The 26163-nt window shown below is 74.3% G+C and carries 25 protein-coding genes and 1 riboswitch; of the genes, 8 read left to right on the forward strand and 17 right to left on the reverse strand.

The window, feature by feature from the left end; all coding sequences use genetic code 11:
- The first annotated feature begins 44 nt into the window (after positions 1–44).
- From ACXET9_RS11570 to ACXET9_RS11580, 3 genes are all read left to right on the forward strand, one after another.
- Entirely contained in the window at positions 45–2093 is a 2049-nt protein-coding gene (locus tag ACXET9_RS11570) for a beta-galactosidase (protein WP_457886746.1), read from the forward strand.
- A 2-nt stretch (positions 2094–2095) separates the two neighbouring features.
- Entirely contained in the window at positions 2096–4084 is a 1989-nt protein-coding gene (locus ACXET9_RS11575) for a glycoside hydrolase family 35 protein (RefSeq protein ID WP_457886747.1), read from the forward strand.
- 111 nt (positions 4085–4195) lie between these two features.
- Entirely contained in the window at positions 4196–4363 is a 168-nt protein-coding gene (locus tag ACXET9_RS11580; RefSeq protein WP_457886748.1) for a hypothetical protein, read from the forward strand.
- Positions 4364–4458: 95 nt separating this feature from the next.
- Here the strand turns inward: ACXET9_RS11580 and ACXET9_RS11585 are convergent, their stop codons facing one another.
- From ACXET9_RS11585 to rpmG, 3 genes are read right to left on the reverse strand one after another with little or no spacing between them, the layout of a single operon-like run.
- Positions 4459–4713, reverse strand: coding sequence for a type B 50S ribosomal protein L31 (locus tag ACXET9_RS11585; RefSeq protein ID WP_457886749.1), 255 nt, complete (start codon positions 4711–4713; stop codon positions 4459–4461).
- A gap of 31 nt (positions 4714–4744) precedes the next feature.
- Positions 4745–5050 carry a 30S ribosomal protein S14 gene (rpsN, locus tag ACXET9_RS11590; protein WP_457886750.1) on the reverse strand — a complete coding sequence of 102 codons (306 nt, stop codon included), beginning with the start codon at positions 5048–5050 and terminating at the stop codon, positions 4745–4747.
- Positions 5050–5217: a 50S ribosomal protein L33 gene (gene rpmG / locus ACXET9_RS11595; protein WP_457886751.1), complete on the reverse strand. Its 168-nt coding sequence runs from the start codon at positions 5215–5217 to the stop codon at positions 5050–5052. Before rpmG ends, rpsN begins: the two co-directional genes overlap by 1 nt.
- Positions 5218–5404: 187 nt before the next feature.
- On the opposite strand from rpmG, the gene ACXET9_RS11600 reads away from it, so the two are divergent.
- Positions 5405–6646: a GTP-binding protein gene (locus ACXET9_RS11600; RefSeq protein WP_457886752.1), complete on the forward strand. Its 1242-nt coding sequence runs from the start codon at positions 5405–5407 to the stop codon at positions 6644–6646.
- A gap of 15 nt (positions 6647–6661) precedes the next feature.
- Here ACXET9_RS11600 and ACXET9_RS11605 read toward each other — a convergent pair whose 3' ends face one another.
- Together ACXET9_RS11605 and ACXET9_RS11610 are read right to left on the reverse strand one after the other, a co-directional pair.
- Positions 6662–7594: a PrsW family intramembrane metalloprotease gene (locus ACXET9_RS11605; protein WP_457886753.1), complete on the reverse strand. Its 933-nt coding sequence runs from the start codon at positions 7592–7594 to the stop codon at positions 6662–6664.
- A gap of 226 nt (positions 7595–7820) precedes the next feature.
- Complete coding sequence (locus ACXET9_RS11610; RefSeq protein ID WP_457886754.1) at positions 7821–8435, reverse strand: helix-turn-helix domain-containing protein; 615 nt, start codon at positions 8433–8435, stop codon at positions 7821–7823.
- Between the two features lie 117 nt (positions 8436–8552).
- On the opposite strand from ACXET9_RS11610, the gene ACXET9_RS11615 reads away from it, so the two are divergent.
- Positions 8553–9623, forward strand: coding sequence for an NAD(P)/FAD-dependent oxidoreductase (locus tag ACXET9_RS11615; protein ID WP_457886755.1), 1071 nt, complete (start codon positions 8553–8555; stop codon positions 9621–9623).
- 95 nt (positions 9624–9718) lie between these two features.
- Here ACXET9_RS11615 and ACXET9_RS11620 read toward each other — a convergent pair whose 3' ends face one another.
- The 6 genes from ACXET9_RS11620 to ACXET9_RS11645 form a co-directional block, all read right to left on the reverse strand.
- Positions 9719–10015: a hypothetical protein gene (locus tag ACXET9_RS11620; protein ID WP_457886756.1), complete on the reverse strand. Its 297-nt coding sequence runs from the start codon at positions 10013–10015 to the stop codon at positions 9719–9721.
- A 406-nt stretch (positions 10016–10421) separates the two neighbouring features.
- A complete protein-coding gene (locus tag ACXET9_RS11625) occupies positions 10422–11324 on the reverse strand; it encodes a class I SAM-dependent methyltransferase (protein ID WP_457886757.1) in 903 nt (300 codons plus the stop codon).
- On the reverse strand, positions 11314–12288 hold the full coding sequence (locus tag ACXET9_RS11630; RefSeq protein ID WP_457886759.1) for an ABC transporter ATP-binding protein: 975 nt from the start codon (positions 12286–12288) through the stop codon (positions 11314–11316). The genes ACXET9_RS11625 and ACXET9_RS11630 overlap by 11 nt, the downstream gene beginning before the upstream one ends.
- Entirely contained in the window at positions 12285–13358 is a 1074-nt protein-coding gene (locus ACXET9_RS11635) for an ABC transporter substrate-binding protein (RefSeq protein ID WP_457886760.1), read from the reverse strand. Before ACXET9_RS11635 ends, ACXET9_RS11630 begins: the two co-directional genes overlap by 4 nt.
- A gap of 65 nt (positions 13359–13423) precedes the next feature.
- Complete coding sequence (locus ACXET9_RS11640; protein ID WP_457886773.1) at positions 13424–14557, reverse strand: FecCD family ABC transporter permease; 1134 nt, start codon at positions 14555–14557, stop codon at positions 13424–13426.
- Between the two features lie 195 nt (positions 14558–14752).
- Complete coding sequence (locus ACXET9_RS11645; RefSeq protein WP_457886761.1) at positions 14753–15256, reverse strand: metalloregulator ArsR/SmtB family transcription factor; 504 nt, start codon at positions 15254–15256, stop codon at positions 14753–14755.
- Positions 15257–15433: 177 nt separating this feature from the next.
- Here ACXET9_RS11645 and ACXET9_RS11650 point away from each other — a divergent pair, with 177 nt between their 5' ends.
- Complete coding sequence (locus ACXET9_RS11650; RefSeq protein WP_457886762.1) at positions 15434–16804, forward strand: serpin family protein; 1371 nt, start codon at positions 15434–15436, stop codon at positions 16802–16804.
- Between the two features lie 106 nt (positions 16805–16910).
- Here ACXET9_RS11650 and ACXET9_RS11655 read toward each other — a convergent pair whose 3' ends face one another.
- Together ACXET9_RS11655 and ACXET9_RS11660 are read right to left on the reverse strand one after the other, a co-directional pair.
- Positions 16911–17636 carry a TenA family protein gene (locus ACXET9_RS11655; RefSeq protein WP_457886763.1) on the reverse strand — a complete coding sequence of 242 codons (726 nt, stop codon included), beginning with the start codon at positions 17634–17636 and terminating at the stop codon, positions 16911–16913.
- On the reverse strand, positions 17633–18487 hold the full coding sequence (locus ACXET9_RS11660) for a TenA family protein (RefSeq protein ID WP_457886764.1): 855 nt from the start codon (positions 18485–18487) through the stop codon (positions 17633–17635). Before ACXET9_RS11660 ends, ACXET9_RS11655 begins: the two co-directional genes overlap by 4 nt.
- Positions 18475–18567: riboswitch (TPP riboswitch) on the reverse strand. It overlaps the preceding gene by 13 nt.
- A 67-nt stretch (positions 18568–18634) precedes the next feature.
- Here ACXET9_RS11660 and ACXET9_RS11665 point away from each other — a divergent pair.
- On the forward strand, positions 18635–19363 hold the full coding sequence (locus tag ACXET9_RS11665; protein ID WP_457886765.1) for an HAD family hydrolase: 729 nt from the start codon (positions 18635–18637) through the stop codon (positions 19361–19363).
- A 20-nt stretch (positions 19364–19383) separates the two neighbouring features.
- Here ACXET9_RS11665 and ACXET9_RS11670 read toward each other — a convergent pair whose 3' ends face one another.
- From ACXET9_RS11670 to ACXET9_RS11680, 3 genes are all read right to left on the reverse strand, one after another.
- Positions 19384–20046 (reverse strand): carbonic anhydrase, encoded by a 663-nt coding sequence (locus ACXET9_RS11670; protein ID WP_457886766.1) that lies wholly within the window; start codon positions 20044–20046, stop codon positions 19384–19386.
- A 90-nt stretch (positions 20047–20136) separates the two neighbouring features.
- Positions 20137–21753 (reverse strand): DUF2079 domain-containing protein, encoded by a 1617-nt coding sequence (locus ACXET9_RS11675; RefSeq protein WP_457886775.1) that lies wholly within the window; start codon positions 21751–21753, stop codon positions 20137–20139.
- Positions 21754–22211: 458 nt separating this feature from the next.
- Complete coding sequence (locus ACXET9_RS11680; RefSeq protein ID WP_457886767.1) at positions 22212–23798, reverse strand: aspartate:alanine exchanger family transporter; 1587 nt, start codon at positions 23796–23798, stop codon at positions 22212–22214.
- A gap of 258 nt (positions 23799–24056) precedes the next feature.
- On the opposite strand from ACXET9_RS11680, the gene ACXET9_RS11685 reads away from it, so the two are divergent.
- Positions 24057–25019 (forward strand): hypothetical protein, encoded by a 963-nt coding sequence (locus ACXET9_RS11685; protein ID WP_457886768.1) that lies wholly within the window; start codon positions 24057–24059, stop codon positions 25017–25019.
- 76 nt (positions 25020–25095) lie between these two features.
- Here the strand turns inward: ACXET9_RS11685 and msrA are convergent, their stop codons facing one another.
- Positions 25096–25791, reverse strand: a complete 696-nt coding sequence (gene msrA / locus ACXET9_RS11690) for a peptide-methionine (S)-S-oxide reductase MsrA (RefSeq protein WP_457886769.1) — start codon at positions 25789–25791, stop codon at positions 25096–25098.
- Positions 25792–26163 lie beyond the last annotated feature (372 nt).

The following is a 26163-nucleotide window of genomic DNA, read 5'->3' on the forward strand; positions in this document are numbered from 1 at the left end:
GATCTCCCGGGCCCGCGCGCCCGGAGCAGCCTCCTGGAGGAGCGATGGCAGCAGCACGACCCTGGCCGCTCGGCGTCGAGGGGATCGCCTACGGCGGCGACTACAACCCCGAGCAGTGGCCCGACGAGGTGAGGCTCGAGGACGTCGAGCTGATGCGCGAGGCCGGGGTGAACCTGGTCAGCGTCGCGATCTTCGCGTGGGCGACGCTCGAGCCGCGCGAGGGCGAGTACGACTTCGGATGGCTCGATGCGACGATGGACCGCCTGGCCGCGGCCGGGATCCGGGTCGCGCTCGCGACGGCGACGGCCTCCCCGCCGCCGTGGCTGACGCGTCGGCACCCGGAGATCCTGCCGCAGCGGGAGGACGGGACGGTCCTCGGCCAGGGCGGCCGCCAGTCGTATGCGGTGTCCTCGCCGGTGTTCCGCGAGTACGCGCTGCGGATGACGCGCACGATGGCGGAGCGCTACGGCGATCATCCGGCGCTCGCGCTGTGGCATGTGGACAACGAGCTGGGCTGCCATGTCCCGCACGACTACTCCGACAACGCCGCCGCGGCCTTCCGCACCTGGCTCGAGGCCCGCTACGGCACGATCGAGGGGCTGAACGCGGCCTGGGGAACGGCCTTCTGGTCGCAGCGCTACGACTCCTTCGACGAGATCCTGCCGCCGCGCACCGCGCCGACCTACGCGAACCCGGGCCAGCAGCTGGACTTCGCCCGCTTCTCCTCGGACGAGCTGCTCGTGCACTACCGGGCCCTGCGCGACGTGCTGCGGGAGGTCACCCCGCACGTGCCCACCACCACGAACCTCATGCTCTCGAGCGCGACGAAGTGGATGGACTACTTCTCCTGGGCCGACGACCTCGACCTCATCGCCAACGACCACTACCTGATCGCCGCGGACCCCCGCAGCCAGATCGAGCTCGCGCTCGCCGCGGACCTGACCCGCGGCGTCGGCGGCGGCGACCCGTGGATCCTCATGGAGCATTCGACGTCGGCCGTGAACTGGCAGCCGCGCAACCGCACGAAGCGGCCCGGGGAGATGCTGCGCAACTCGCTCGCGCATGTCGCCCGCGGGGCCGACGGCGTCATGTTCTTCCAGTGGCGGCAGTCGCAGGCGGGCGCCGAGAAGTTCCACTCGGCGATGGTCCCGCACGCCGGTCGCGACACCGACGTCTGGCGCAACACCGTCGGCCTGGGGCGGGCGCTCGAGGCGCTCGCGCCCGTCGCCGGCTCCCGCGTGCGCAGCCGGGCGGCGCTCGTCGTCGACTATCCGTCCTGGTGGGGGAGCGAGCTGGACTCGCATCCGACCCAGCACCTGAGCTACTCGGGCGAGCTGCTGCGCTGGTACACGGCGCTGTGGGATCTCGGGATCGGCGTGGACCTGGTGCCGCTGGACGCGGACCTCGCGGCCTACGACCTCGTCGTCCTGCCCACCGTCTACACGGTGTCCGACGCCGACGCCGCGCGCGTGACCGCCGCGGCCGAGGCCGGCACGCACATCGTCATCAGCTTCTTCTCCGGGATCGTCGACGAGCAGGACCGGATCCGCCTCGGCGGCTACCCGGGCGCTTTCCGGGAGCTCCTCGGGGTGCGCAGCGAGGAGTTCTACGCCCTGCAGGAGGGCGAGGTCCTGCACCTGGACGACGGCACCGCCGCCGACCTGTGGAGCGAGAAGACGCATCTGGAGGGCGCCGAGGCCGTCCGCACCTGGGCCGACGGCGAGCTCGCCGGCCTGCCCGCGGTGACCCGGCGCGAGATCGGGGGGACCGGGGACGACGGGACCGGGGGTGACAGGTCCGAGGGCGCGTCGGCCTGGTACGTCGCGGCCCGTCCGTCGGCCGACGGCCTGCGCACGCTGGTCGCGCAGATCGCCGACGGCGCCGGCGTCGGCCCCGTCCTGCCGGGCCTCGCCCGCGACGTCGAGGCGGTGCGCCGCATCGCCGAGGACGGCACCTCGTTCCTCTTCGTCCTCAACCATTCCGATGCCGACCAGGTGATCGCCGTGCGCGGGCGGGAGCTCCTCGCCGGCGCCGACGCCGACGGCGCCCTGCTCGTCCCCGCCGGCGGATCCGCCGTCGTCCAGGAGGCCTGACCATGTCCGCACTGCTCGAGCCCACGCCCGCGGGGCTTCTCCGCGGCGGCGCGCCGCACCGGGTGATCTCCGGGGCCGTCCATTACTTCCGCATCCACCCCGACCTGTGGCGCGACCGCCTGCTGCGCCTGGTCGCGCTCGGCTGCGACACCGTCGAGACCTATGTCGCCTGGAACGTGCACCAGCCCGCTCCGGGGGTGACGACCTTCGAGGGCTTCGCCGATCTCGGCCGCTTCCTCGACATCGCGCAGGAGCTGGGGCTCGATGCGATCGTCCGCCCCGGCCCGTACATCTGCGCCGAATGGGAGAACGGCGGCTTCCCCGGCTGGCTGCTGGCCGACCGGGACCTGGCGCTGCGCACGAGCGATCCGCGCTATCTCGCCGCCGTCGACGCCTGGTTCGACGAGCTGATCCCCGTGATCGCCGCCCGCCAGGCCTCCCGCGGCGGCAATGTCGTGATGGTGCAGGTGGAGAACGAGTACGGCTCCTTCGGCGACGACCGCGACCATCTCGAGCATCTGCGCGACGGCCTGCGCGTGCGCGGGATCGACGAGCTGCTGGTGACCTCCGACGGCCCCGGCCGGGAGTGGCTGACCGGGGGCACGGTCGAGGGCGCCTGGGCGACCCTGAACTTCGGCTCCCGCGCCCTCGAGGCCCTGGAGATGGCGTCCGTCGAGCTCCCCGACCAGCCGCAGATGTGCATGGAGTTCTGGAACGGCTGGTTCGACCACTGGGGCGAGCGGCACCATGTGCGGGATGCCGCCGATGCCGCCCGCGAGCTCTCCGACATGCTCGAGCACGGCATGAGCGTGAACCTCTACATGGCCCATGGCGGCACGAACTTCGGGCTGCGCGCGGGCGCGAACTTCGCCGAGCGCCTCCAGCCCACCACCACGAGCTACGACTACGACGCCCCGATCGCCGAGGACGGCACCCTCACGGAGAAGTTCCGCGCCTTCCGCGAGGTCATCGGCCGGTACCGCGAGCTCCCGCCGCTGGCGGAGCATCTCGAGCAGCTGGGCATCGAGGCCGCCCCCGCGCACCTGCCCGCCGCCGAGCTGACGATCGAGCGGACCGCGTCCCTGCACGGCACGGGCCTGCTTGCCCGGCCCGGCGCCCTGCACCCGAGGATCCCGTCCTTCGAGGACCTGGGCCTCGAGCGCGGCATGCTCCGCGCCTCCCGCGACATCGAGATCGAGGTGATCGCGGCGAGCACTGACAGCGCCGACGGCGCTGCCGGCGCCGACGGCGCGTCCGACGGCGCCCGTCTGCGCCCGCTCGAGCTGTGGGATCTCCACGACCGCGCCTGGGTGTGGGTCGACGGGATCTTCGCGGGCGTCGTCGGCGGGGAGGTCGGCACGACCGAGCGCCATCCCGCCTGCGAGATCGTGGAGCTGACCCCGCTCCTGGACCGCCTCCTGCCCGAGCGCGGCGAGCTCGGCGGATCCCGTCGGACCGTGCGCGTGGACCTGCTGGTCGAGAACCTCGGCCGCGCGAACTTCGGCCAGCGCCTGGGCGAGCGCAAGGGCATCCTCGGCGGGGTCTGGCGCGAGCCGCGCTTCCTCAACGGCTGGGAGGTCGACCCCTGGCCGCTCGAGGACATGGGCGAGGAGCTCGCCGCGCTGGTCGCCCGCGCGGCCGACGGCGCGACTCCGGCCGACCGCGCTCCGGCCGACGGCGCGACTCCGGCTGACGGTGCCGACGGCCCCGTCCTCATCGCCGCGTCCTTCGAGGCGGCGCCCTCGCAGGTTGCCGACACCTTCCTGGACGTCTCCGCGGCGGGCCACGGCGTGGCCTATGTCAACGGGTTCTGCGTCGGCCGCTACTGGCACGTCGGACCGCAGCAGACGCTGTACGTCCCGGCGCCGCTGCTGCGCGAGGGCCGCAACGAGGTCGTGCTGCTGGAGATGGAGCAGCGGCCTGCGCGGCTCGCGCTCGTCGAGGAGCATCTCTTCGACACCCCGACGGGCGGTCCGGCCGAGACGGTGTGAGCCGTAGTGGACAGGACGGGGGTGCGAGGAGCACACTCTGCGAGTCACAGAACGGGAGGCGCCTGCGGGCGGCCCTCGTCCGCCGCCCCCCAGAAGAATCGCAGAGCAACCATGTCCTTCGGCGAAGCCTTCCCGCTCCTCTTCATCGGCGCCCTCCTGCTGGTCGCCACCGTCCCCGTCCTCGTGCTCCTGGTGAAGTTCTGCACCGACCTCGCGGCCCTCGGCGCCGAGCGCGCCGGTGCCGCCCTCGGCCACGGCGGAGCGTCCGCGAGGCACTGACGCGCCGACCCGTCGGCGGAGGCGACCTCCGCGGATGACGAGAAGGGCCTGATCCTGCCGAGCAGGATCAGGCCCTTCGTCGTCGATGCCGCCCGTCAGGCGCGGGCGCGCTGGCCGTAGCGCCGGCGGAACCGCTCGACGCGACCGGCGGTGTCGAGCACCTTCGCCTGGCCCGTGTAGAACGGGTGCGAGGCGGAGGAGACCTCGACGTCGATCACCGGATAGGTGGCGCCGCCCTCCCAGACGACGGTCTTCTCGGAGGTCGCCGTCGACCGCGTCAGGAACGCGAAGCCGGCGCTCGCGTCGCGGAAGACGACGGGCCGGTAGTCGGGGTGGATGTCCTTCTTCATGCTGCTCCTCCTCTGGGGTGCCCCTGCAGGGTCACCAGCTGGACTTCGTGATGCCGGGAAGCTCGCCGCGATGCGCCGCCTGGCGGAAGCGCACGCGCGAGAGGCCGACGACGCGGAGATAGCCGCGGGGGCGGCCGTCGATCGCGTCGCGGTTGCGCAGGCGCGTCGGGCTCGCATCCCGCGGGAGCCGCTGCAGGTCCCGCTGCGCGAGAGCCTTCTCCTCGGCCGAGGTCGCGGGGTCCTTGATCGTGCGCTTGAGCGCGAGCCGCTGCTCCCGGTAGCGCTCGACGGTGCGTCGGCGCCGGGCGTCGGCGGCGATCTTCGAGGTCTTCGCCATCAGCGCTCCTCCCGGAACTCGACGACCTGGCGGATGCGCGGATCGAACTTGCGCACCGTCAGCCGGTCCGGGGTGTTCCGACGGTTCTTGGTGGTCATGTACGTGTAGCCGGTGCCGGCCGTCGAGCGCAGGCGGATGGTTCCGCGCACCTCGTTCCTGCGTGCCATGGGCACTCCCTTCTCCGCGTCGCTCCTGCGGCGCTGTCTGCGCGTCGCTCCCGCGGCGCTGTCTGCGGGCTGCTCGGGCGGATGTGCTCCTCGCCGCAGCCGATGCGTCGACGGCTTGACACCGCCCCGACGCACCGGCAGATACTATTAATGAGAATCGTTATCGTCAAGAGGTGGAGGAGTCCTCATGTCCCATCGCACAGCCCCTGCCTTCTCCGCGGCGGGCCCGGCCGCGGCGGCCCCGTCGTTCGGCCGTCCCGCGGGCCGTCCCGCGCCCGTCCCCGTCGCCGTCGTCGCGGCGATCGACCCGGTCCTGCGCGGCGCGCTCGTCGCGGACCTGATGCTCGACCTGCCCGAGGCGGTCGAGCTGCGCTACGAGTCCGACCCCCGGACCGGCGTGCTGCGCCGCCGCGTCGTCGGCCGCGACGGCGTGCTCGAGGAGCAGGTCCTCGAGCTCGCCCACCCCTGCGTCTCCTGCGCGACCCGCGAGGACGCCGTCCCCACCCTCGACCGCCTCGCCGCCCGCTCCGACGTGCGCACCATCCTGCTGACCCCGCCGATCGCCGCGGACCCGATCACCGTCGTCGGCGCCCTCGTCGGCGCGCTGCGCACCCGCCGCGCCGCCGCGAGGAACCGCGCCCTCGTCGCCGGGGTCGAGGTCGACGAGCAGGCGGTCGACAGCGGGAGCGCCTGGCGCACCGCGCGCACGGTCGCGGTCCTGTCCGCCGCCACGGCGCTGCACGACCTGCTCGGCGACGACACCCTCGCCGAGCGCCGCCTCGAGGTCGCCCCCGAGGACTCCCGCAGCGTCGGCGAGGCGCTCGCCGCGCAGATCGAGTACGCCGACCTGCTGGTCGTCGCCGGGGCCGACGGCTCCGGGGGCGAGGGCTCCGAGGCCGGGCTCGAGCTCGTCGAGCATCTGCGGGCCGACGACCAGCTGCTCGCCCCCTGCCTGCACAGCCTGGACGCGTCCCAGGTCGTCGACGCCCCCGTCGGGCACGTCGCCGGCCTGGTCCGACGGGATCCGCGCAGCGTGCGACCCCACGGCGGCCCCTCGGAGCACGGCACCTGGACCCTCGACCTCGCCTCCGAGCGGCCCTTCCATCCTCAGCGCCTGCTCGAGAACGTCGAGGACCTGGGGGCCGGCCGCCTCCGCGGCCGCGGACGCTTCTGGCTGCCCGACCGTCCCGACGCGATCTGCCAGTGGGACGGCGCGGGCGGCCAGGCCAGCATCGGGTCCATCGCCGAGGCCGGGCGCGACCTGCCCACCACCCGCATCGTCGTCACCGGCGTCGACCCGGCCGACGCGCCGCGCGTCCGCGACGCCTTCGCCCGCTGCCTGCTGACCGAGGAGGAATGGGCCGAGGGCCTCGCGCCCTGGCTCGGCGCCGAGGACGTGCTGGCCCCCTGGCTCGGCGCGCGCGGCTGACTCCGGCGGGCGTGCTCAGGCGGGCGTGCTCGCGAGCGCGCCCGCCGTCTGCCGGCGGACGAAGGCGCGATGCGCGGCGATCGTGATCCACAGCAGGCCGACGACGCTGACCAGGCCGATCAGCACATGCAGGACGCCGCTCGTGCTCGCATCCCAGGCGGTGTGCAGGACGATCGCGCCGACGTAGGCGCCGACCAGCGCGAGCGTCGCGCGCCCCTTGTGCGAGCTCTCGACCAGGTGCCACAGGGCCGCGCAGACCGCGCCGGTCCAGGCGACGTGCCCGGCGGGGACGAGGATCGCCCGCAGCACCAGGGTCGCGTCGAGGGCGCCGAGCCCGCCGTTCTGCGAGAGCAGCGCGTCGAAGCCGTAGCCCATGGTCTCCAGCACGGCGAAGCCGGTGCCGGCGGCGATGCCGATGACGATCCCGCCGCCGCGGGTCGCCCTATGGGCGAGGGCGAGGATGATCAGCGGGACCACCAGCTTCGCGGTCTCCTCGATGATCCCGACCAGCAGGATCGCCGGACGGCCGAGGACCGCGCCGGCGAGGGCCTCCGTCAGTCCCGCCGCGCACACGGCGAACAGCCCGCCGACGCTCGCCACGATCAGCACGGTGCTGGTGGGGACCATCGGCCCCACGCGGCTCGTCTGCGCGAACAGCAGCACGGCCAGCGGGATGGTGCCGGCGCCGACCAGCAGCACCGTCGGCAGCATCGTCGGGTTCTGCGTGATCAGCATGATCACGAAGGTCGCGATGTAGGCGGCGAGCCCGGCGACCAGCGCGATCACCCAGGAGAAGCGCAGGTACCAGGCGGCCCGCCGCGGTGCGGGGGCGGTGGCGGGAGCAGGCGGGCCGACGACGGCGAGGGCGGGCCGCGCGGTCGGAGGGGTGGCAGGGGTGCCCGGGGGAGCGGGGATCGGGGGGACGGCGGGATGGGCGACGTGCGACATCGGAAGGCCTTTCGAACGCGGGCGCGGGGCCCTGGAACGGGCTGTCGGCGCCGTCGCCCGTGGCGAGTCGCGTCGTGCGGCGTCGATCCGAGTATGCGTCCGCGGGCGCGAGGACGGCGTCCGCCCGTGGGAGGGACCCGCCCTCATCCGAACGGACCATCTGTCGTCCGAGCGGATGACCGCCCGGCCGCCCGGCCGCCGGGCCGCTCATCGGCTCGTCCGGCCGTCAGCTCCGGCTCGTCGGCTCCCGCTCGTCCCGCCCGGACGGCTCGCCCTGCTCCTCGTGATGCCCCTGGTGCTCGCGGCTCGCGGCCCGGTCGAAGACCATGAGCACTTCGCAGGGGCCTCCCTCGGCGCCGAAGGCGTGCGGGAGCATTGTCGAGAACTCGGCGCACTGATCGGTCTCGATGCGGTAGCGGCGCTCGCCGAGGCGGAGGATCGCGGTCCCGGAGAGGACCAGCAGCCACTCCTTGCCCGGGTGGGCGCGCATCCGGGAGGGTTCGGGCGGGGGCCCGGTCAGGCGGCGGCGCATGATGATCTTGTCGGGCTCGGCGCGGATCGACCAGCGCTTCGACTCGTTCGCCTCGTCGATCACGGCGCTGGAGACCACGTCCTCCTCCGCGGACTCGACGAGCTGGTCGAGGCCCGTGTCGAGGGCGCGGGCGATGAGCACCAGCTGATCGAGCGCGAGCCGGCGCTGACCGTTCTCGATCCGCGAGAGCGTGGACGGGCTCATGTGCGTGCGGGCGGCCAGGTCATCGAGCGAAAGACCCTGGGCGAGACGCAGCCCACGGATGCGCTTGCGGACGAGGCCGTCGACGGAGGCAGAATCTTGCGGCATGAGCAAGATGCTATGCCTTATGCGCCAGATCTTCTAGCGTCGTAGACGACGCGACGAGGTCAGGCACGACGAGCGCCCGCCGCGAGCGACCCGCCCACGACCCGAGGAGAGGCACCCATGACCAGCACTTCCCCCACCGAGACCATCACCGCCCCGACCGCTGATCCCACGGGCACGGCTGACGACGCCGTCCGCGACGAGATCCCCGGCGACGTCGTCGACGTCGCGGTCCTCGGCGGCGGCGCCGCGGGACTGAACGGCGCGCTCATGCTCGCCCGCTCCCGCCGGAGCGTCGTCGTGATCGACGCCGGCGACCCCCGCAACGCCCCCGCCGACGGAGTCCACGGCCTCCTCGGCAACGAGGGCACGCCCCCGTCCGAGCTCCTCGCCCGCGGACGCCGCGAGGTGCGCGAGTACGGCGGCCTCATCGTCACCGGGCGCGTCGCCTCCGCAGCGGCGAGCCCGAGCCCCGACGGGGACCTCGGCTTCGAGATCGTCCTCGCCGACGGACGGGTCCTGCGCGCGCGCCGGATCCTCGTCGCCACGGGCACCCGCGACCGCCTCCCCGAGATCGAGGGCCTCGCCCGGCACTGGGGCCGCGGCCTCGTGCACTGCCCCTACTGCCACGGCTGGGAGGTCCGCGACGAGCCCATCGGGATCCTCGCGACCGGCGCCATGGCCGTCCACCAGGCGCTCCTGTTCCGCCAGCTCAGCGACGACGTCGTGATGCTCGCCGGCGAGGCAGGGGAGGCCGGGCTCGATCCCGCCGACCGGGAGCGGCTCCGCGCCCGCGGCATCCGCATCATCGAGGGCGCGGTCGCCGAGGTCCTCGCCGACGAGACCGCCGCGACCGGCCTGGCCGGCGTGAAGCTCGCCGACGGGACCGTCGTCCCGCGCAGCGTGCTCGCCGTCTCCACCGTCCTCGAGCCGCGCCTCGACGGGCTCGAGGGCCTGGGCCTGCCGGTGGAGGACCTCCCCGCCGGGATGGGCCGACGCGTCGTGGCCGGTCAGGGCGGGGCGACCGCGGTGCCCGGCGTCTGGGCGGCGGGGAACGTCGCCGACCCGTCGGCGCAGGTGGGCCCGTCGGCCGCGGGCGGCGCGCTCGCCGGCGCGCACATCAACGCGATGCTCGCGATGGCCGAGGCCGACGCGGCGGTCGCCGCGCTCGCGCCCGCCGCGAGCATCTGACGCGAGCATCCGACACCGACGGCCGAGAACGAGACTACCCGCCCCGGACGGATCCGGGACGGGCAGTCGTGCGTCGGCCGTGCGGGCCGGGAAGATCAGGCGGCCGCGAGGGCGCGCTGCTCGGCGCGGGCCTGCTTCCGGGCGAAGTGCGCCTCGGAGGACAGGTCCATCTCGACGACGGGGTAGATCCGGCCGTCGGACCAGGTCGTCGAGTACGGCGTCGCGCGGTTGGAGCGCGTGAGGTAGCGGATCCCGGCGCTCTGGTCGCGGAACACGACCGTGCGGTACTCGGTGAAGCGGCCGGTCTTCCGGGCCGCCCGATGCGAGGAGAGCTGCTGGTTCTTCTGGTGCTGCTGAGTCTTCTGGTGCTGCTGGGTCTTCTGGTTCTTCATCATGGGTCCTTCGTGGTCGGCGGATGCCGACGGTTCTGCATCGGCCGGAGCCGACGGGGTGGGTCGGCACGGGGCCGACGATGTCGTGGGCGGCGCATCATCCGCAGGACCTGTGGAATCCCGTCACGGCGACGAGGGTCTCGGTGCTGATGCGCGTGCTGGCGATGCGGTCGCCGGCCCGCCTCCATGGCGGGTGTCGGCGCTGCCGATCGCTGTGTCGGACGGCGGGGGAGGTCCGCCGGGGCAAGCTCTCCTGCGATGACGCAGGGGCGTCGCCCGCCGGAGCGGGCTGCTGCGGGGACGGCGCCGGAGCGCAGTCCATGTCTCAGGTTCCGACCACCGGAGACCGCGTAGGACGCTATCACCCCTCAACGGGGCGCGTCACGCCTTTATTCCGCCGCTCCCGTCACATGCGGTCGGGGCGTCGGAGCGCTGGGGCGTCGGGCCGCCGGGCGCTGAAGCGGTGCTGCATCGCGGGCGTGTGACCGGGGGCGACGCCGTGGGCGTGGTCGAGGGCGAGGATCTCCGGCAGCGGATCCGCGCGTACGTCCTCGAAACCGGCCTCGGCCAGCGCCGCCCGGATCCGCTCGACGCCGGCCCGTCCGAAGGGGAGTCGGCCGAAGGCGTCCTCGTCGTAGGCGTCGGCGAAGTCGGCCTCGCGTGCGGTGCGGCGGGGGAGCGCGGGAGCGTCCTCGTACCAGGGGCTGTCGACGGCGACGAGGACCCCGCCCGGGCGCAGCAGCGCGAACCAGCGCTCGAGGGCCGCCGGGGCATCGCGCAGCGTCCACAGCAGGTAGCGGGAGACGATCGCGTCGAACGAGCCCGGGGCGAAGGGCGGCGCGACGGCATCGCCGCGGGCGAAGACGGGCGCCGGGGCCCCGTCGGACGCCACCGGTCCGTCGGATGCCGCCGGTTCGTCGGATGCCATGGGGCCGACGGACGCACGGGGTGCACCCCGATCCGCGGCCTTGGCGCGGGCCTGCGCGAGCATCCCCTCGGACAGGTCGATGCCGGTGACCTCGTGGCCGAGCGCGGCGAGCTGCAGGGCGACGTTCCCGGTGCCGGTCCCGACGTCGAGCACGCGCGCCGGCGCCGCCGGCAGGGCGGCCGACCAGACCCGCGCCCAGGTCTCGGCCTCGCCGTCGAGGCCGAGGCGGAAGCGCTGATGGGCGTCGTACTCGGCGGCGTAGCGATCCCAGTAGGAGGTCATGCGGCGCTGCGCGGCCTCGGTATCCGTGGCCTCGGTATCTGCGGCGACTGCGGTGTCGACGTCGGCGACGGTGCGGGCGGGGCGGGGGTCAGCGGGCATGGAGGAGCTCCTCGATCGGGTCGGTGGGAGGGGACGGCGCGGCGGCGGGCGCGATGCTCGGCGCGGGGCGGAAGAGGAGCTGGGCGGTCCCGTCGTCGGAGGCGCGGCGCTCGGCGCGGACGCCGTAGACCTCGCCGACGAGCTCCTCGGTGAGGACGCGGCCCGGCGGCCCGTCGGCCCGCACCCGGCCCCCGTCCAGGACGAGCACCCGGTCGCAGTAGCGGGCGGCGAGGTTGAGGTCGTGGAGCACGACGAGGGTCGCGAGGCCCTGCCCCTGCGCGCGGTCCTGTCCCGGCCGGAGGCCCTGCTCGCGCACGAGGCGGAGCAGGAGGTGCTGGGCGCCGACGTCGAGGTGGTTCGTCGGCTCGTCCAGCAGCAGCAGGCGCGGCCGCTGGGCGAGAGCGCGCGCGGCGAGCACCCGCTGCCGCTCACCGCCCGAGAGCTCCGCGAGGTCCTGGCGGGCGAGGTGCAGCGCCCCGACCTGCTCGAGCGCCGCGGTCGCGATCCGCAGATCCTCCCGGGTGGTCCCGCCGAAGCCCCGACGATGCGGGATGCGGCCGAGCAGGACCGCATCGGCGACGCTCAACGGCATCCCGTCGTCGGTCTCCTGCGCCATCACGGCGATCCGTCGCGCCCGCTCGCGGCCCGACATCGCGGCCACGTCGCGCCCGTCGAGGCGGACGCTCCCGCCGTCGGGCACGATCGCGCGGGAGACGGCCCGCAGCACCGTCGTCTTCCCGCCGCCGTTGGGGCCGACGAGGCCGACGACCTCCCCCTCGCCGACCTGCAGGTCGACGCCCCGCAGCACGGGCACGGCCGACGCGCCCGCGCCGTAGGCGTGCACGAGCCCGCGGGCATCCAGGACCGGTGCTGCGGCCGGCGGTGCGTACGGTGCTGCGGCCGGTGCCGGGACCGCTGCCAGGACGGGCGCCGGAGACGGTGCCGGGCCGGGATCCCCGCTCATGCCCCGAGCTCCTGCACCCAGGCGGCGATGCGCTCGAGGCCGTCGACGACCAGCGGCGTCGCCGGCTCGCAGAAGTTGAACAGCAGCGGCAGCACGCTCCCCGCCCGGACCGCGGCGAGGCCCTGCAGCTGGTCCGCTCCGACCATCTCGTCGACGACGTCGGAGCCGTCGCCCTCGCTCTGGTGCAGGACGATCAGCACATCGGGATCCGCCGCCAGCAGCGGCTCCGCGCCGACCTCGAACACCCGCTCCGTCGTCGACGCGAAGACGTTCTCGATGCCCAGGGCGTCGAGCTGGGCGGTGACCATCGAGGCCGCGCCGTAGGCGTACAGCGGCCCGCCGCCGAGCGAGGGATACAGCACCGCCGCGGTGGAGACCGCCCCACCACCGGACCCCGTGCCGCCGTCGGATGCCGTGCCGCCGCCGACCGCGGCGATCCGCGCATCGAGGGCGGCGATCAGAGCGTCGGCCTCGGCGGCGCGGCCGAGGATCCGGCCGTGGAGGGCGATCTCCTCGTGCAGGGTGTCGAAGGAGGCCCTATCGTCGAGACCGCCGCAGTAGACGCTCTGGACGAGCACCTCGGCGCCCGCATCCCGCATGCCCTCGCGGGTGATCCCGTCGGGCAGGCCGAGGACGAGGTCGGGCTGCTGGGCGATGACGACCTCCTGCGAGATCTGCAGGTGGCCGGAGGCGTCGAGCTCGTCGGAGAGCATGGGGATCGCCGCGATGCGCGCGGCGAGATCCGCGTCGTAGTAGTCGCCGGGGAAGTCGCCGGCCCGCGCGACCACCCTGTCGAGCGCGCCGATCCCGTCGAGGATCGTCACCGGTGCCGACTCCAGCAGCACCAGGCGCTGCGGCGGGGCCGCGAAGGTCAGCTCCGCCTCGCAGTTCGCGACCGTCAGCGGGAAGCCCTCGGCGGAGGCCCCGTCGTCGGGCGCGCCGCCTGCACCGCCCGCCCCCGCGGCGCCCGCTCCGGAGCCCGAACCGGCGGCCGTGCAGGCCGCGGTGCCGAGCACGGCGGCGCCGAGCATCCCGACGAGGCCGGTGCGGGCGAACTGACGACGATCCATGGGGCTCCTCGGGTGCGGGTGCGGGTGCGGGTACGGGTGGAGGCGAGCGGCGGTGCGGGCCCGGCTCAGCCGCTGTGGGCGTGGAGGCGGCGGATCAGGATCAGCAGGAACGGGGCCCCGACCGCGGCGGTCAGAACGCCGATCGGCAGCTCCCGCGGCTGCATGACCATCCGGGCGACGACGTCGGCCCACAGCAGCAGCAGCGCGCCCAGCAGCGCGCTCGCCGGGATCAGCACCCGGTGGCGGGTGCCGACGAGCCGGCGCGCGAGATGCGGGATCACGAGGCCGACGAAGCCGATCGATCCGGCGGCGGCGACTGCCGCGGCCGTGCACAGCGAGACCGCCACGAGCAGCGCGATGCGGGCGCGGTCGGGGGAGATGCCGAGGCCGTGGGCGGTCTCGTCGCCCGCGCCGAGGGCGTCGAGGACCCGTCCGCCGCCGATCAGGACCGCGGTGCCGAGGATCGCGGCGGCGAGCGCGATCCCCAGGAAGGCGTTCCAGCGGGCCAGGGACAGCGAGCCGAGCATCCAGAACATGACCGAGCGGGAGCCCTCGGCGGAGTCCGAGGAGAAGATCAGCAGGCTCGTCGCCGCCGACAGCGCATACCCGACGGCGATGCCCGACAGCAGCAGCCGCATCGAGGTGACGCGCCCGTTCGCGCGCGCGAGCACGAGCACGAGCAGCGCCGCGCCGAGCGCGCCGACGAAGGCGAGCACCGACTGCGCGGCCTCCCCGAGAGCGGCGCCGACGCCGAACAGGATCGCCGCGGCCGCCCCCGTGGAGGCGCCGCCGGAGATCCCCAGGACGTAGGGGTCGGCGAGCATGGTGCGCACCATGGCCTGCAGGGTCGCCCCGGAGATCGCGAGGCAGGCGCCGACGGCCGCTCCCAGCAGCACGCGCGGCACCCGCACGCTCCACACGATCGTGTCGGTCGCCGCATCGACGGGGACTCCGGCCGATGCGCCGGCCCCGCCGTCGAGGAGCGGGCCGACGAGCGGGCCGACGACCGCGCCGACGAGCGGGCCGACGAACGGCACGCCGTCGAGGCGGAGGTGCGCGGCGATGACCTGCAGCACCGTCCCCGGGGCGATCGGGACGGGCCCGATCCCGATGCAGACGACCGCGCTCAGCAGGGTCGCGAGGGCGAGGCCGGCGAGCAGCAGGCGCGCGCGGCGTGCCCGCGAGCGCACCCCGAGCACGTCCGCGGCGCCGGCGCCGCGCGGGACGCCCTCGCTCGCCACGGCTCCCGCGCTCGCCACGGCGCCCGCGCTCGCCGGGGCGCCCGGGACGTCGGAGTCCTCGCGGGCGCCCGGCAGGATCGTGGATCGGGCTGACACTTGCACGACACTACAAGTGTCTGGCGCGCCGACGGAGGGCGTGCCGTCGGTTGCGCGTCAGCGCTCGGGGTGCGCGGCCTCGTCGGCGTGCGGGTGCGCGTGCCCGTCGGCGTGCCCATGCTCGTGCGCGGGAGCCGGCGCATGCTCGTGAGGATGCTCGTGCCCGTCGGCATGCTCGTGCCCGTGGCGGACGCCGGGGAGGTGGTCGGAGCCCATGCCGTGCAGGAGCTCGTGGACGATCGGGTCGGCGAGCTCGTAGCGGACCTCGCGGCCCACGCGCTCGGAGCGGACCCATCCCGCGGAGCGCAGCAGCGCGAGGGCGTGCGAGGTGGTGGAGTCGTTCGCGCCGGTCGCCCGCGCGATGTCGGAGCTGCGCACGCCCGGATGCGCATGGATGCAGAACAGGATCCGCAGCCGTCGAGGGTCCGAGAGCAGCGCCATCCGCGCGGCCAGCTCCTCGAAGGCGTCGGTCTGCTCGAGCAGCGTGCGCAGCTCGTCGGGCTCGGCGGGCGCGCCCTCGGGCTGCCGGACGTGCAGGGGGACCGGGTCGTCGGCGTCCATGCGCTCCACGGTACCGGCGCTCGTCCCGTCGGCCCGGGGCTCGCATCGTCGGCCCCGGGCTCGCCTCATCGGCCCGCTGTCCGCTCCGTCGGCCCGGTGCCGCATCGACGATCGGCCGGACGCGCCCCCGACGATCGGCACCCCGGGCGGGCGCGACGCCCGTGATTGGATCGGGGCATGACGTCCGCTGCACCCGCACCCCGTCCCGTCCGCCTCCCGCGCCGCGGCCTGCTCGCGCTCCCGCCGGCGGTGCTCGCCTCGTCGGCCCTGCTGGCCGGCTGCGATCTCGACTCCGACGGCGTCGCGGTCCCCGAGGACCTCCGCTCGGACGTCTCGCCCGACGAGCCGCAGGCGCCGGGCACGATCGCCGGACGGCTGACCCCCTTCGCCGCGCGCATGCTCGGAGGCCTCGACGCCGAGGAGACCAACCTCGTGTGCTCGCCGGTCTCCGTGCAGGTCGCCCTCACGATGGCGGGCCTCGGCGCCGCCGGCGACACCCTTGCGCAGATGGAGGAGGTGCTCGGCGCGGACATGACCACGCTCGCGGAGGCGGCGAGCACGCTGCGCAGCGTCCTGTTCGAGATCGGACGCGAGGAGGCCGAGGCCGCCGAGGAGGAGGGCGGCGAGGACCGGCCCGAGCCGCCCGCCGCGAACCTCGCCAACGCCGTCTGGATCCAGGACGGACTCGACGTCGAGTCCGACTACCTCGACGCGCTCGCCCGCCATCTCGACGCGGGCCTGCACACCGCCGACTTCGCCGACGAGTCCGCGCGCGAGGACGCCCGCACGGACATGAACGCCTTCGTCGCCGAGCAGACCGACGACCTCATCGAGGAGCTCGTGCCCGAGGGCGCCCTCTCCGAGTCCACCCGCCTCGCCCTCATCAACGCCCTGCGCCTGAGCGCCCCGTGGCCGGAGCCCCTCAGCCAGCTCGGCGACCTCCCCTTCACCCGCGCCGACGGCACCGCGGTCGACGTGCCGATGCTGGAGGCCGACACCACCAGCTGGTACGAGGACGACGTCTGCCAGGCCACCATGCTCCCCTCCTACGGCGGGGACCTCGGGCTGGTGCTCGTGCGGCCGACGGGCGCGATCGCCGACGTGGTCGACGCCTGGGCGTCCGACGGCGGGACCGGGTCCGACGGCGCGGCGCTGCTCGACGCGCTGCTCGCCGCGATGGGCGAGCAGGGCGAGCCCGTCCAGGTCACCCTGCCCGCCTTCGACATCGACTGGCGGGCCTCCCTCGTCGACGTGCTCTCCGGGCTCGGCATGGAGGACGCCTTCGGCGCCGCCGACTTCTCGGGCATCACCACGGCGGAGGAGCTGGTGATCTCCGACGTCCTGCACGAAGCGGTCATCACCGTCGACCAGAACGGCATGGAGGCCGCCGCCGCGACCGCCGTGCTGATGGAGGAGTCGGCGGCCGACGTCGGCGAGCCGCGGACCCTCGCGCTCGACGTGCCCTTCCTCTACCTCGCGATCGAGCGCTCGACCCTGACGCCGCTGGTCGTCGGCTGGATCGGCGACCCCTCCCAGACCCGGGGCTGAGCGCCGGCGGCCGGGCCGACGGCGCTGCCGCCGGCGGTCCGGCCGTCGGCAGACGTGCCCGTCGGCTGGCGCGCCCGCTGGCCGGAGCCGGCGGGCACGCCGCCGCTCAGACGGCGTCGAGCGCCTGCTGCCAGAAGGCCGCCTCGAGCCGCGTCGCGGTGCGGAAGATCCGCGTGAGCTCCGCGAGCCGGGGCCCGTCGGGCAGGCGAGCGGCCGACGGGCCGGCGAGGCCCGCGGCGTCCGTACTCCCCGCGGACGCCGCGAGCTCATCGAGCCGGGCGGTCGCCGCGCGGGCCGAGGCCTGGAACTCCTCGCCGGCGTACTCGGCGATCCAGTCGCCGTAGGGATGCTGTCCGTCCGGATGCTGCGTGCCGGAGCGGTCCGCGAGGCGTGGCGCCAGGCGCGCCCCGATCTCCCCGTAGCCGATCGCGCAGGGCGCGAGCGCGACGTGCAGGTCCAGCAGGTCGCCCGAGGCGCCGCAGTCCAGGACGAAGCGGGTGTAGGCGACGGTCCCCATGCGCTCCTGCGTCGCCGCGAGGGCCTCGGGGGAGATGCCCCAGGAAGTCGTCAGCCGGGCATGGAGGTCGGTCTCGACGAGCACGCCCGTCAGCCCCTCCGACGCCCGGCGCACGTCCTCGAGGGTCCGGCCCTTGTAGGCGGCGAGGGCGTAGGCGCGGGCGAACTGGACGAGGAACAGGTAGTCCTGGACGAGATAGTCCTGGAAGGCGGCCAGCGGGAGGGTGCCCTCGCCGAGACGCTCGACGAACTCGTGGCGGGTGTACGCGTCCCAGTCCTCGACGGCCGCCGCCCGCAGCTGCGCGAACAGGCTCATCGCACGGCCCCCTCGAGGACGCGCCGCGCGGACGGCACCCGGGCGTCCTCGTAGGCGGCGTCGAAGAACTCCAGCTCGAGGGAGACCGTGCGCGCGAAGGCCTCGCGCACGGCCGCGAGCCGGACCCCGGCGAACGCGCCGTCGGATGCGCCGCCGGCCTCTCCTTCGGCCGCGCTGGAGGCTGCCCCGTCGGCCGCCTCGAGGCTCGCGCCGACGCGATCCAGCTCGGCGCGCAGGAAGCCGACGAACTCCTCGAACCCGGGATTGTCGTGCAGGACGATCCACTCGGCGTGCACGAAGTCCGCCGGGAGCGGGCGCGGCGCGGCCGCCGCCCAGTCGTTGTAGAGCCACTCGGTCACCAGCAGCACGGCCAGCGCGACCGCGTAGTCGCCGCTCGCGGCGGCCTCGCGGAACAGGGCGAGGAAGCCGGCGGTCGCCGGGGCGTCGGGGATGCTCGCCCGACGGTCCTCGTCGATGCCGAGGGCGTCGAAGGAGCGCAGGAAGTAGGTGTTCTCCTCGCCGGCGACGTCGCCCGCGAACTGCGCGAGGCGGAGCCGGGCGGCGGGGGTGTCGGCCGTGGCGATCGCCGCCCCGATCAGCATCAGGAAGCTGTCCAGGAAGCGATGGTCCTGGACCAGGTACCCGGCCATGACGTCGTCGGGGACGGTCCCGACGTGCAGCTCTCGCACGAAGCGATGGCCGACGGCGAGGTCCCAGGCGGGGCTGGCCTCCTCGCGGAGCCGGGCGGTGAAGGCGGTGGTGGCCGTGACGGTGGTCTTCGCCGGGACGGCGGTGGTGGCCGTGACGGCGTCGACGGCGGTGGCGGGCGCGTTCGAGCGCGGTTCTTCCATGACATCCCTCCGCGAGCATTGACTCGATCAGGTTCTGCGGGTGTGGTCTCAGCCCCGGCGGGGCACCCCGTGTCCGCCGACGAGCGTAGCCCATGCCAGGTCAGAGCGGTGGCGCCGGGGGCGGTCCGATCTGCCTACGCTGGGGGCATGGAACCCGGCGAGGACGAGACCGTCCGCGGACCGCGGCGCCCGGCGGCGGAGACGCCCCGCGCGGCATCACGCGCGGCACCCCGCGCGGCGTCCCTCGCGGTGTTCCGGGAGCTCGTCCGGGACCGGGCGACGCACGTGGTGGTCAGCGACCTCGACGGCGTGCTGCGCCGCTTCGACCCCGCGCTGTTCCCCGGCCTCGACGCGCGCCTCGACCGCCCGCGAGGCACCTCCTACCGGGCGATCCTGCGCAGCCCGCTGCTGCGGGAGGTCGTGCGCGGCCGCGCCACCCATGCGCAATGGCGCGAGCGCATCGCCGCCGACCTGCAGGCCGACGGGATCGCGGCCGACGAGGCCCGCGCCGTCGTCGGTGCCTGGCTCGCGAGCACCCCGGTCCCGGACCCCGACGTCCGGGCCGTCCTCGACGAGGCCCGGCGCTCGGGCCGCGAGGTCTTCGTGTTCACCAACGGCACCGACCGCGTGCGCGAGGAGCTGCGCGACCTCGGCGTCGACGACCTCCTCGGCCCCGCCGGCGAGCGCCTGCTGAACTCGGCGGAGCTGGGCGCCGCCAAGCCCGACCGCGAGGCCTTCGACGCGGCCCATGCGCGCATCGAGCAGGTCCTCGGACGAAGCGTCCCGCGCGACGCGGTCGCCTTCCTCGACGACTCGGCGGGCCATGTCGCCGGCGCGGTCGCGTCGGGCTGGAGGGCTCAGCTGCTGGAGCGCTGAGCCGTGCCCTCCGCCGCGCCTCAGGCCGCGATCGTCAGCTGCCCGACGGCCGTGATCGGGACGACCCGGCCGTCCTCCAGCTGGTACTGGCAGCCGACGATGCCGAGGTCGCCGGCGGCGACGGCGTCGCTGATCACGCGCGAGGAGCGCATGAGGGCGTGGATCGTCTCGTCGAGATGACGGCGGCCGACGGCGTCGGCGTCGATCAGCGCGGGGTCGACGTACGGGGTGTCGCGGTGCGAGGCCAGCCATTCGCGCTGCACCGCCGGCTGGATGAGCTCCAGCTCCTTCTCGATCGCGGGCGTGACGTAGCTGGGGGTCGCGGAGGTCAGGTCGATCGCCGCGGCGACGGCCCCGCAGGAGCCGTGGGCGAGCACGACGATCACGGCGACGCCGAGCTCCGCGACCGCGTACTCCATGGTCGCGACCGTGTTCTCGTTGGCGATCTGGCCGATGTTGCGGGCGACGAACAGGTCGCCGAGACCGCAGTCGAAGAGTATCTCCGCGGCGACCCGCGAGTCCGCGCACCCCAGGAACGCCGCGTCGGGCTCCTGGTAGTCCGTCAGCTCGCTGCGCCGGGCGGCGCTCTGCTGGGGATGCGCGAGGGTTCCCTTCATGAACCGCTCATTGCCCTGGGCGAGGGCGTCCCACGCCTCCTGCACGCTCACGCGAGGTGTCGTCACGGTGATGATCCTTCCGTCGGGGCGGTGCGTGTCCGATCGGACCAGGGCGCGAGGCCCCGCGCGCACCGGGCGGCAGTATACCCCCGCCGGTCAGTCCGCCCCGATGTCGTCCCGGCAGACGACGAGGAAGCCGCCGTCGTCGTAGACCGTCGTGTAGACGACATCGGCCCCCGCGGGGTTCCCCGATCCGGCGCCCCACTCGAGGGTCGCCCACGCCTCGGCGTCCGACGCGGACCGCGGAGGATCATCGCGCCAGGAGAAGGCGTACTGGTCGATCAGCGCGCAGTCCGGGACGCGGAGATTGGGCCCGTGCATCCACTGGACGTCATGATCGGGCACCGCATAGGCGAGCAGCGTGATGTCCACGGCCGCGACCGCCCCGTCGGGCATCGCATCGAGCGCCCCCTGGGCGGGCTCGGCGCGCCAGGTCAGCTCCCAGCGCTCCGACCGCAGGACGTCCAGCACGGGGATCTGCGCGCCGAGCGTCAGGACGGTCGCCGCCGACGCGATCGCCGCCGTCCAGCGGACCGTCCGGGAGGGCAGGGGCCGGTCCCGGCGCAGCAGGCTCGTCGCCCGACCCGTCCGACGATCCCCGAGCGCATCCAGCAGCGCTGCGCACGCGATCGGCATCAGCACCGCCCCGTAATGCCAGGTCCAGCCCCAGTAGAACTCGACGGTCCCGGTGAAGCGCCACGCGAGCGTCGGCAGCATCAGCCAGATCAGCGGCGAGCGGGCCCCGATCACGCCGGCCGCCGCGACCAGCATCAGCACCGTCACCCACTTCGTCCCCGGCACGAAGACGTCGAGCACCGACCCGAGCTTGTCCGTGTAGTCGTACTGCCCCGCCGTGTTCAGCAGCGGCAGGATCACGAACGTCGACAGCAGGAACCAGCCGGCGCCCCAGCACGCGAGCCCGAACCCCGTGATCCGGTGGTCGCGCAGCGTCCGGTCGTGCGGGGTCCGGTCGTGCGGCGTCGCAGCGCGCGGCGTGGCGTCGCGCGGCGTCGCAGCGCGCGGGGTCCGGTAGCGCAGGGCGATCACCAGGCCCAGCACCATCACCGTGAGCCCGAGATCCTCCTTGACCAGCACCAGCGGCATCGCCCACAGCGCCGCGGCCATGACCCGCTCGCGCAGCAGCGCCGTCAGCGACAGCGCCAGCAGCGGGACGGCGAACGCGATCTCATGGAACTGCACGTCCGCCGCCGCCTGCAGACCGAAGGAGAACACGTACCCCACGCCGACGACGGTCCCCATCGCCCGCCCCAGCCGGTCGATCGCGAGCTTCGCCAGGGGGATCGCCGACGCCCCGAACAGCACCGCCTGCGTCCACACCAGCGCCAGCCCCGACGGCCACACCCACCACACCGGCGCCAGCAGCACCAGGATCGGATGGAAGTGGTCGCCCAGCAGGTTCACGTCGTCGCCCTTGATCGGCACGATCGGCGCCGAGAAGCTCCCGTACGCCTTCGCGAGCTCCGTGAAGATCCCCAGATCCCACGACGGCGCCACCAGATTCCGCCACTGCTGCCACCCCAGCAGCCCGTACGCGAGCGCCCCCGCCAGCGCGATCGCGATCGGCACGAGCAGCCGGAAGCGAGGGTGCGCGGGGGAGGGGGCGGGCGAAGGTTCGGGTGCGGATGCGGGCGCGGGGTCCGCCGCGCGAGCCTCATCGGGCACGGGCTCATGGGCATCGGGAACGGCAGACATCACGCAGCGAGCGTAGCCGGGAGCCCATAGCTGAGGAGAGCTGGCTCGGACGCCGGGAGGGGCGGGCCGGATGCTGGGAGGGACGGGCCGCGGGCGTTGCTCGCAGACCAGGGTGAGCTTGGGGGTGAGCAGTGGGCGTGAGTGCCCGGAAATGGAGCGCTTCAGGGGGTGCTGGTGGACACTGGGCCGAGGAGAGCAGGGGAGATCGCCAGATGCACCGCCTTCGTGCCCGTTCGCCCGCCTGACGCCCGCGAGCTCGCACTCCTCCCAGCGCGCTCGCCCTGTCAGCGCGAGCAGTGGGCAGGAGTGCCCGGAAATGGAGCGCTTTAGGGAGTGCTGGTGGACACTCGGCCGTCAGCTGGCGGACACTCGGCCGTCAGGAGGCGGGAGGCAGGTGCCAGCAAGGTGCGCTTGCCCCCGTGACGTGCACACTCGCCCCGCCCTTCCCCGCGTCGCCCTCAGAGCATCACGATGAGCTGGACGAGGATGATCTTGACGATCATGCCGAGGGTGAAGAGGGCGGAGTAGCCGGATTCGGCGCGCTCGTCGTCGATCGAGGCGGTGACGTGGCCGAGGAGGACCGGCTGGCCGATGAAGCCGGCCATGGCGCCGGCGGTGCGGGCGGTCGACATGCCGCTCAGGCGTCCGACGAACCAGACGGCGCCGACGCTGAGCACGGTCAGTCCCGCGGTGAGGAGCGCGACGAGGAGGCCGGTGCGGCTGAAGGCGGTGGAGGCGAAGGCCTGGCCGCTGGACAGGCCGACGGTCGCGAGGAAGATGACGAGGCCGAACTGGCGGATGGTGAGGCCGGCCGCGGTGGGCGGGGTCCAGACGAGGGGGCCGGTGCGTCCGAGGCGGCCGAGGATGAGGCCGACGACGAGGGGGCCGGCGGCGACGCCGAGGGAGAGGCCTGCGCCGGCGCCCATCGGGATGGCGATCAGGCCGGCGAGGATGCCGAGCACCATGCCGAGCCCGACGCTGACCCAGTCGACCTCGGTGATGCGCCGCTCGGAGTCGCCGAGGATGGCGCGGGCCTCGTCGAGGCGCTCGCGGGGGACGACCACGGCGACGCGGTCGCCGAGCTGCAGGGGCATGTCGGGCAGGGCGAGGAGTTCGCGGTCGCCGCGCCTCACGCGGGTGATCATGCCGCCGACGCGGGCGGGGACGCGGAGCTGGGCGATGGTCTGCCCGGCGATCGCGGGGTCGGAGACGACGAAGCGGCGGAACTCGACGGCGCGGCGGTCGTGCACGAGATGCTGCGGGGAGGCGTGGCCGAGGGCGTCGGCGGCGGTGCGCACGGCGTCGGGGATGCCGACGAGCAGGATGCGGTCGCCGCGCACGAGATGGTCCTCGGGGCGGGCGACGCGCATATGGCCCTCGCGCAGGAGGTAGGACATGCGCACCTGTCCGCTGCGGCCGGCGGTCGCGGCGATCCCGGGGATCTGCCGCACCCGCATCGGGTTCTCGACCTCGACGCTGAGGTCGAGGAGTCCGGCGGCGGAGGGCGGGGGCGGGTCGTTGCGTCCGGGCAGGTGCTTCTTCACGGCGGAGGAGAGCATCACGATGGTGAGGAGGACGCCGATCGGATACGCGATCGCGAAGCCGACGGCGGGAGCGCTCGACCCGGCGAGGGCGGTGGTCGCGGTGTCCAGGGCGGGCGTGGCGGTGTACATGCCGGCGTAGAGCCCGCCGATCATGCCGGGCGTCAGCCCGAGCGCCTCGCCGACGAGCACGCCGAGGACGGCGGCGGCGATCAGCGCGAGCGTCGCGCCGAGGATGAGGCGCGTCTGCGTGCGGAGGTCGTGGAAGAAGGTGGAGCCGGCGGCGAGGCCCGTCGTGTAGACGAACAGCGCCAGCCCCAGGGACTGCAGGGTGCCGAGCCCTTCGCCGAGCCGCGGGTCCAGGGCGCCGACGGCGAGGCCGACGAAGAGCGCGCCCGACGCGCCGAAGCGCACGGGACCGATCTTCAGCACCCCGACCGCCGATCCCAGGGCGACGACCGCGAAGAGCGTCAGCAGCGGGGTTCCCGCCAGGAGATCGAGCATGCGGCCACGGTAGTCCCGCGCGCGTCCGCAGAGGAGGGGCGGGAACGCCCGGGTGCCGGAGCCCACGCGCTCCCCCGCGCTCCGTGTGCGCTGCGCCGCTCCGTCGGCCTCCGACGACCGGCCGACGCGCGGCGACCGGTGGACGCGCGGCGACAGCGGGCCGACGGCGGGGCGACGTCGGATCGAACGGTGCGCGGGGGCGGAGGACGAGACGATCGTCGGAGCCGAGGCGACGGATCGTGCCCGTATGCTCGCCGTATGGCGTCCTCCAGCTCCTCCGCATCCGGCCTCGGCTCCGTCCCCGGCATCGTCTCGGGCATCGCCTCCGGCGTCGGCGCATCCGTCGTCCACGGATCGCGGTCGCAGATCCTGATCGGCTCCCGGCCGCTGCCGCTCGGCCTGATCGCCCGCGCGGGGCTGATGGCGCAGGCCGTCGGGGCGCTCTCGCTCGTGGAGCCGCGGACCCTGGGGCCCCGCCGTCGGGCCTGGTACCGGGTCGGGATGGCCGCCGCGAGCGGTGCGCTGTCCGCGGACCTCGCGCGCGACGGCCAGCGGCTCGTCTCCCCGGCCGCCGACGGCGTCCTCGCCGCCGGTCTCACGCTGGGTCTCGCGGAGGTGTCGGAGGCGATCGACGGCCGCATCGTCGACGGTATGCGCGCGGTCGGCATCCGTCACCCCCGCGTGCTGCTCGCCGCGGTCGGCACGGCCGGCACCGCCCTCGCCTACTGGGCGCATGCCCGGAGCACCGCGGCCGACGGGGCCGACGGCTGGGAGGTCGAGGAGGAAGACGAGCCCGTGCGCACGGAGCTGTCCGAGGAGTCGCGGGCGCTGATCGCCGCGCTGCTCGCGAACCCGTCGGGCCGCGGTGGGCTGCCGGGGGCGCCGGCGCTGCGCTCCCAGCTCGCCGTCGCCGAGCAGGTCGATCCGGGCTACGCCACCAGCGACATCGAACTCGCGGTCGATGCACCGGAGCGGCTCGTCGTCCCCCATGACCAGACCTGGCCCGTGCTCGGCCGGTTCGTCCACGACGGCATCACCTTCGAGCTCCGCCTGCTCATCTCCGAGGGTCGTCTGGCGCAGCTGATGGTGACGCTTGCCGAGGACACCCTCGAGGACACCGCCCTCATGGAGCGCGCCTACGACCTGCTCGAGGAGGGCGAGGTGCCGCTGCCCTCCGTCGAGGACCTCGAGCTCATCGCCGAGAGCGACCAGCCGGCCTGACCCCGGACCGGGGGCCCGGGCCCGGATCTCGGGTCCGGCGCCCGTGCCCGAGATCCGGGGCTGTTGAGCTGTGGGCTCAGGCGATGCTGCAGGCGACGCCGTTGAAGCCATGGTTGCAGTACCCGCCGGGGTTCTTGGCCAGGTACTGCTGGTGCACCGGCTCGGCGACGTAGAAGGACCCGTCGCCCGCGTCGGAGAGGGCGGAGAGCTCGGTGCTGATCTCCCCGCGGCCGGCGTCGGTCAGCGCCCGCTGATACTGTTCGACGGAGTCGCGGACGATGCGCTCCTGCTCCGCGCTCGTCCAGTAGACGGCGCTGCGGTACTCGGTGCCGACGTCGTTGCCCTGACGGTTGGCAGTCGTGGGGTCGTGCTGCTCCCAGAACTCGGTGAGGAGGAGGCGGAGCGTCGTCGCCCCTCCCCGATAGATGACGCGGACGGCCTCCGCATGGCCCGTGCGCGCGGAGAAGACCTCGTCATAGGTGGGGTGGGCGGTGAAGCCCCCGGCATAGCCGGCGACCGTGGTGTGGACGCCGGGCACCTGCCAGGCGATCCGCTCGATGCCCCAGAAGCAGCCGCCGGCGAGGACGATCTCCTCGGCGTCCGCGGGCCACGGGTGCGGATCCGACGGCGCCTCCGGTCCGAGCATGTCGGTCCCGAGGACCGCATGTTCGCGCTCCAGGGGGTAGGGGTACGCGTCCCGCCCCGGAAGCGCCTCCTCCGCGGAGACCATCTGCTTCTTGTGCCCGTACAGGAGGTCCATCATCTGCCACATGGCCGTCACCGTAGCCCCGTGCGGGCACGCGCACGAGGGGCCGGGTCACAGGTTCACCGTCAGCGCAGGAAGCGGCTGAGGTCCAGGAACCGCCGGTCGCAGCAGAGGACGGGGGCGCAGTGGAACGGTTCGCCGGGGAACCGGAGGCGGGGAGCCTGAGGCGGGGAACCTGAGACGGGCGAGGGGAGCAGGGGAAGGGACGCGGGGAGAGGGACAGGGGCGAGGACAGGGGCCGGTGCTGGGAGCCCTCCGGGGAGCCCTCTGGGGAGCGCCCGGAGCGCAGCTGAAGGAGCTGAACGCCCGCTTAACGACCGAACCGGAGGCGCAACCGTTGCGCCGACGCTCTGACCTGCAGTGATACCCCGATCTGGA

The organism is Brachybacterium netajii (SeqCode) (genome assembly GCF_054114245.1).

What these genes read in the sequence shown, in the direction of transcription:
- ACXET9_RS11605 (WP_457886753.1), bottom strand. Translation starts at nt 7,594, where the DNA reads ATGTCGCACGTCGCCCATCCCGCCGTCCCCCCGATCCCCGCTCCCCCG.
- ACXET9_RS11610 (WP_457886754.1), bottom strand. Translation starts at nt 8,435, where the DNA reads ATGCCGCAAGATTCTGCCTCCGTCGACGGCCTCGTCCGCAAGCGCATC.
- ACXET9_RS11680 (WP_457886767.1), bottom strand. Translation starts at nt 23,798, where the DNA reads ATGCTCGATCTCCTGGCGGGAACCCCGCTGCTGACGCTCTTCGCGGTC.
- ACXET9_RS11585 (WP_457886749.1), bottom strand. Translation starts at nt 4,713, where the DNA reads ATGAAGAAGGACATCCACCCCGACTACCGGCCCGTCGTCTTCCGCGAC.
- ACXET9_RS11635 (WP_457886760.1), bottom strand. Translation starts at nt 13,358, where the DNA reads ATGGATCGTCGTCAGTTCGCCCGCACCGGCCTCGTCGGGATGCTCGGC.
- ACXET9_RS11665 (WP_457886765.1), top strand. Translation starts at nt 18,635, where the DNA reads ATGGAACCCGGCGAGGACGAGACCGTCCGCGGACCGCGGCGCCCGGCG.
- ACXET9_RS11575 (WP_457886747.1), top strand. Translation starts at nt 2,096, where the DNA reads ATGTCCGCACTGCTCGAGCCCACGCCCGCGGGGCTTCTCCGCGGCGGC.
- ACXET9_RS11625 (WP_457886757.1), bottom strand. Translation starts at nt 11,324, where the DNA reads ATGCCCGCTGACCCCCGCCCCGCCCGCACCGTCGCCGACGTCGACACC.
- ACXET9_RS11630 (WP_457886759.1), bottom strand. Translation starts at nt 12,288, where the DNA reads ATGAGCGGGGATCCCGGCCCGGCACCGTCTCCGGCGCCCGTCCTGGCA.
- ACXET9_RS11615 (WP_457886755.1), top strand. Translation starts at nt 8,553, where the DNA reads ATGACCAGCACTTCCCCCACCGAGACCATCACCGCCCCGACCGCTGAT.
- ACXET9_RS11620 (WP_457886756.1), bottom strand. Translation starts at nt 10,015, where the DNA reads ATGAAGAACCAGAAGACCCAGCAGCACCAGAAGACTCAGCAGCACCAG.
- ACXET9_RS11685 (WP_457886768.1), top strand. Translation starts at nt 24,057, where the DNA reads ATGGCGTCCTCCAGCTCCTCCGCATCCGGCCTCGGCTCCGTCCCCGGC.
- rpmG (WP_457886751.1), bottom strand. Translation starts at nt 5,217, where the DNA reads ATGGCACGCAGGAACGAGGTGCGCGGAACCATCCGCCTGCGCTCGACG.
- ACXET9_RS11655 (WP_457886763.1), bottom strand. Translation starts at nt 17,636, where the DNA reads ATGAGCCTGTTCGCGCAGCTGCGGGCGGCGGCCGTCGAGGACTGGGAC.
- ACXET9_RS11645 (WP_457886761.1), bottom strand. Translation starts at nt 15,256, where the DNA reads ATGGACGCCGACGACCCGGTCCCCCTGCACGTCCGGCAGCCCGAGGGC.
- ACXET9_RS11650 (WP_457886762.1), top strand. Translation starts at nt 15,434, where the DNA reads ATGACGTCCGCTGCACCCGCACCCCGTCCCGTCCGCCTCCCGCGCCGC.
- ACXET9_RS11660 (WP_457886764.1), bottom strand. Translation starts at nt 18,487, where the DNA reads ATGGAAGAACCGCGCTCGAACGCGCCCGCCACCGCCGTCGACGCCGTC.
- ACXET9_RS11675 (WP_457886775.1), bottom strand. Translation starts at nt 21,753, where the DNA reads ATGTCTGCCGTTCCCGATGCCCATGAGCCCGTGCCCGATGAGGCTCGC.
- ACXET9_RS11580 (WP_457886748.1), top strand. Translation starts at nt 4,196, where the DNA reads ATGTCCTTCGGCGAAGCCTTCCCGCTCCTCTTCATCGGCGCCCTCCTG.
- rpsN (WP_457886750.1), bottom strand. Translation starts at nt 5,050, where the DNA reads ATGGCGAAGACCTCGAAGATCGCCGCCGACGCCCGGCGCCGACGCACC.
- ACXET9_RS11570 (WP_457886746.1), top strand. Translation starts at nt 45, where the DNA reads ATGGCAGCAGCACGACCCTGGCCGCTCGGCGTCGAGGGGATCGCCTAC.
- ACXET9_RS11600 (WP_457886752.1), top strand. Translation starts at nt 5,405, where the DNA reads ATGTCCCATCGCACAGCCCCTGCCTTCTCCGCGGCGGGCCCGGCCGCG.
- msrA (WP_457886769.1), bottom strand. Translation starts at nt 25,791, where the DNA reads ATGTGGCAGATGATGGACCTCCTGTACGGGCACAAGAAGCAGATGGTC.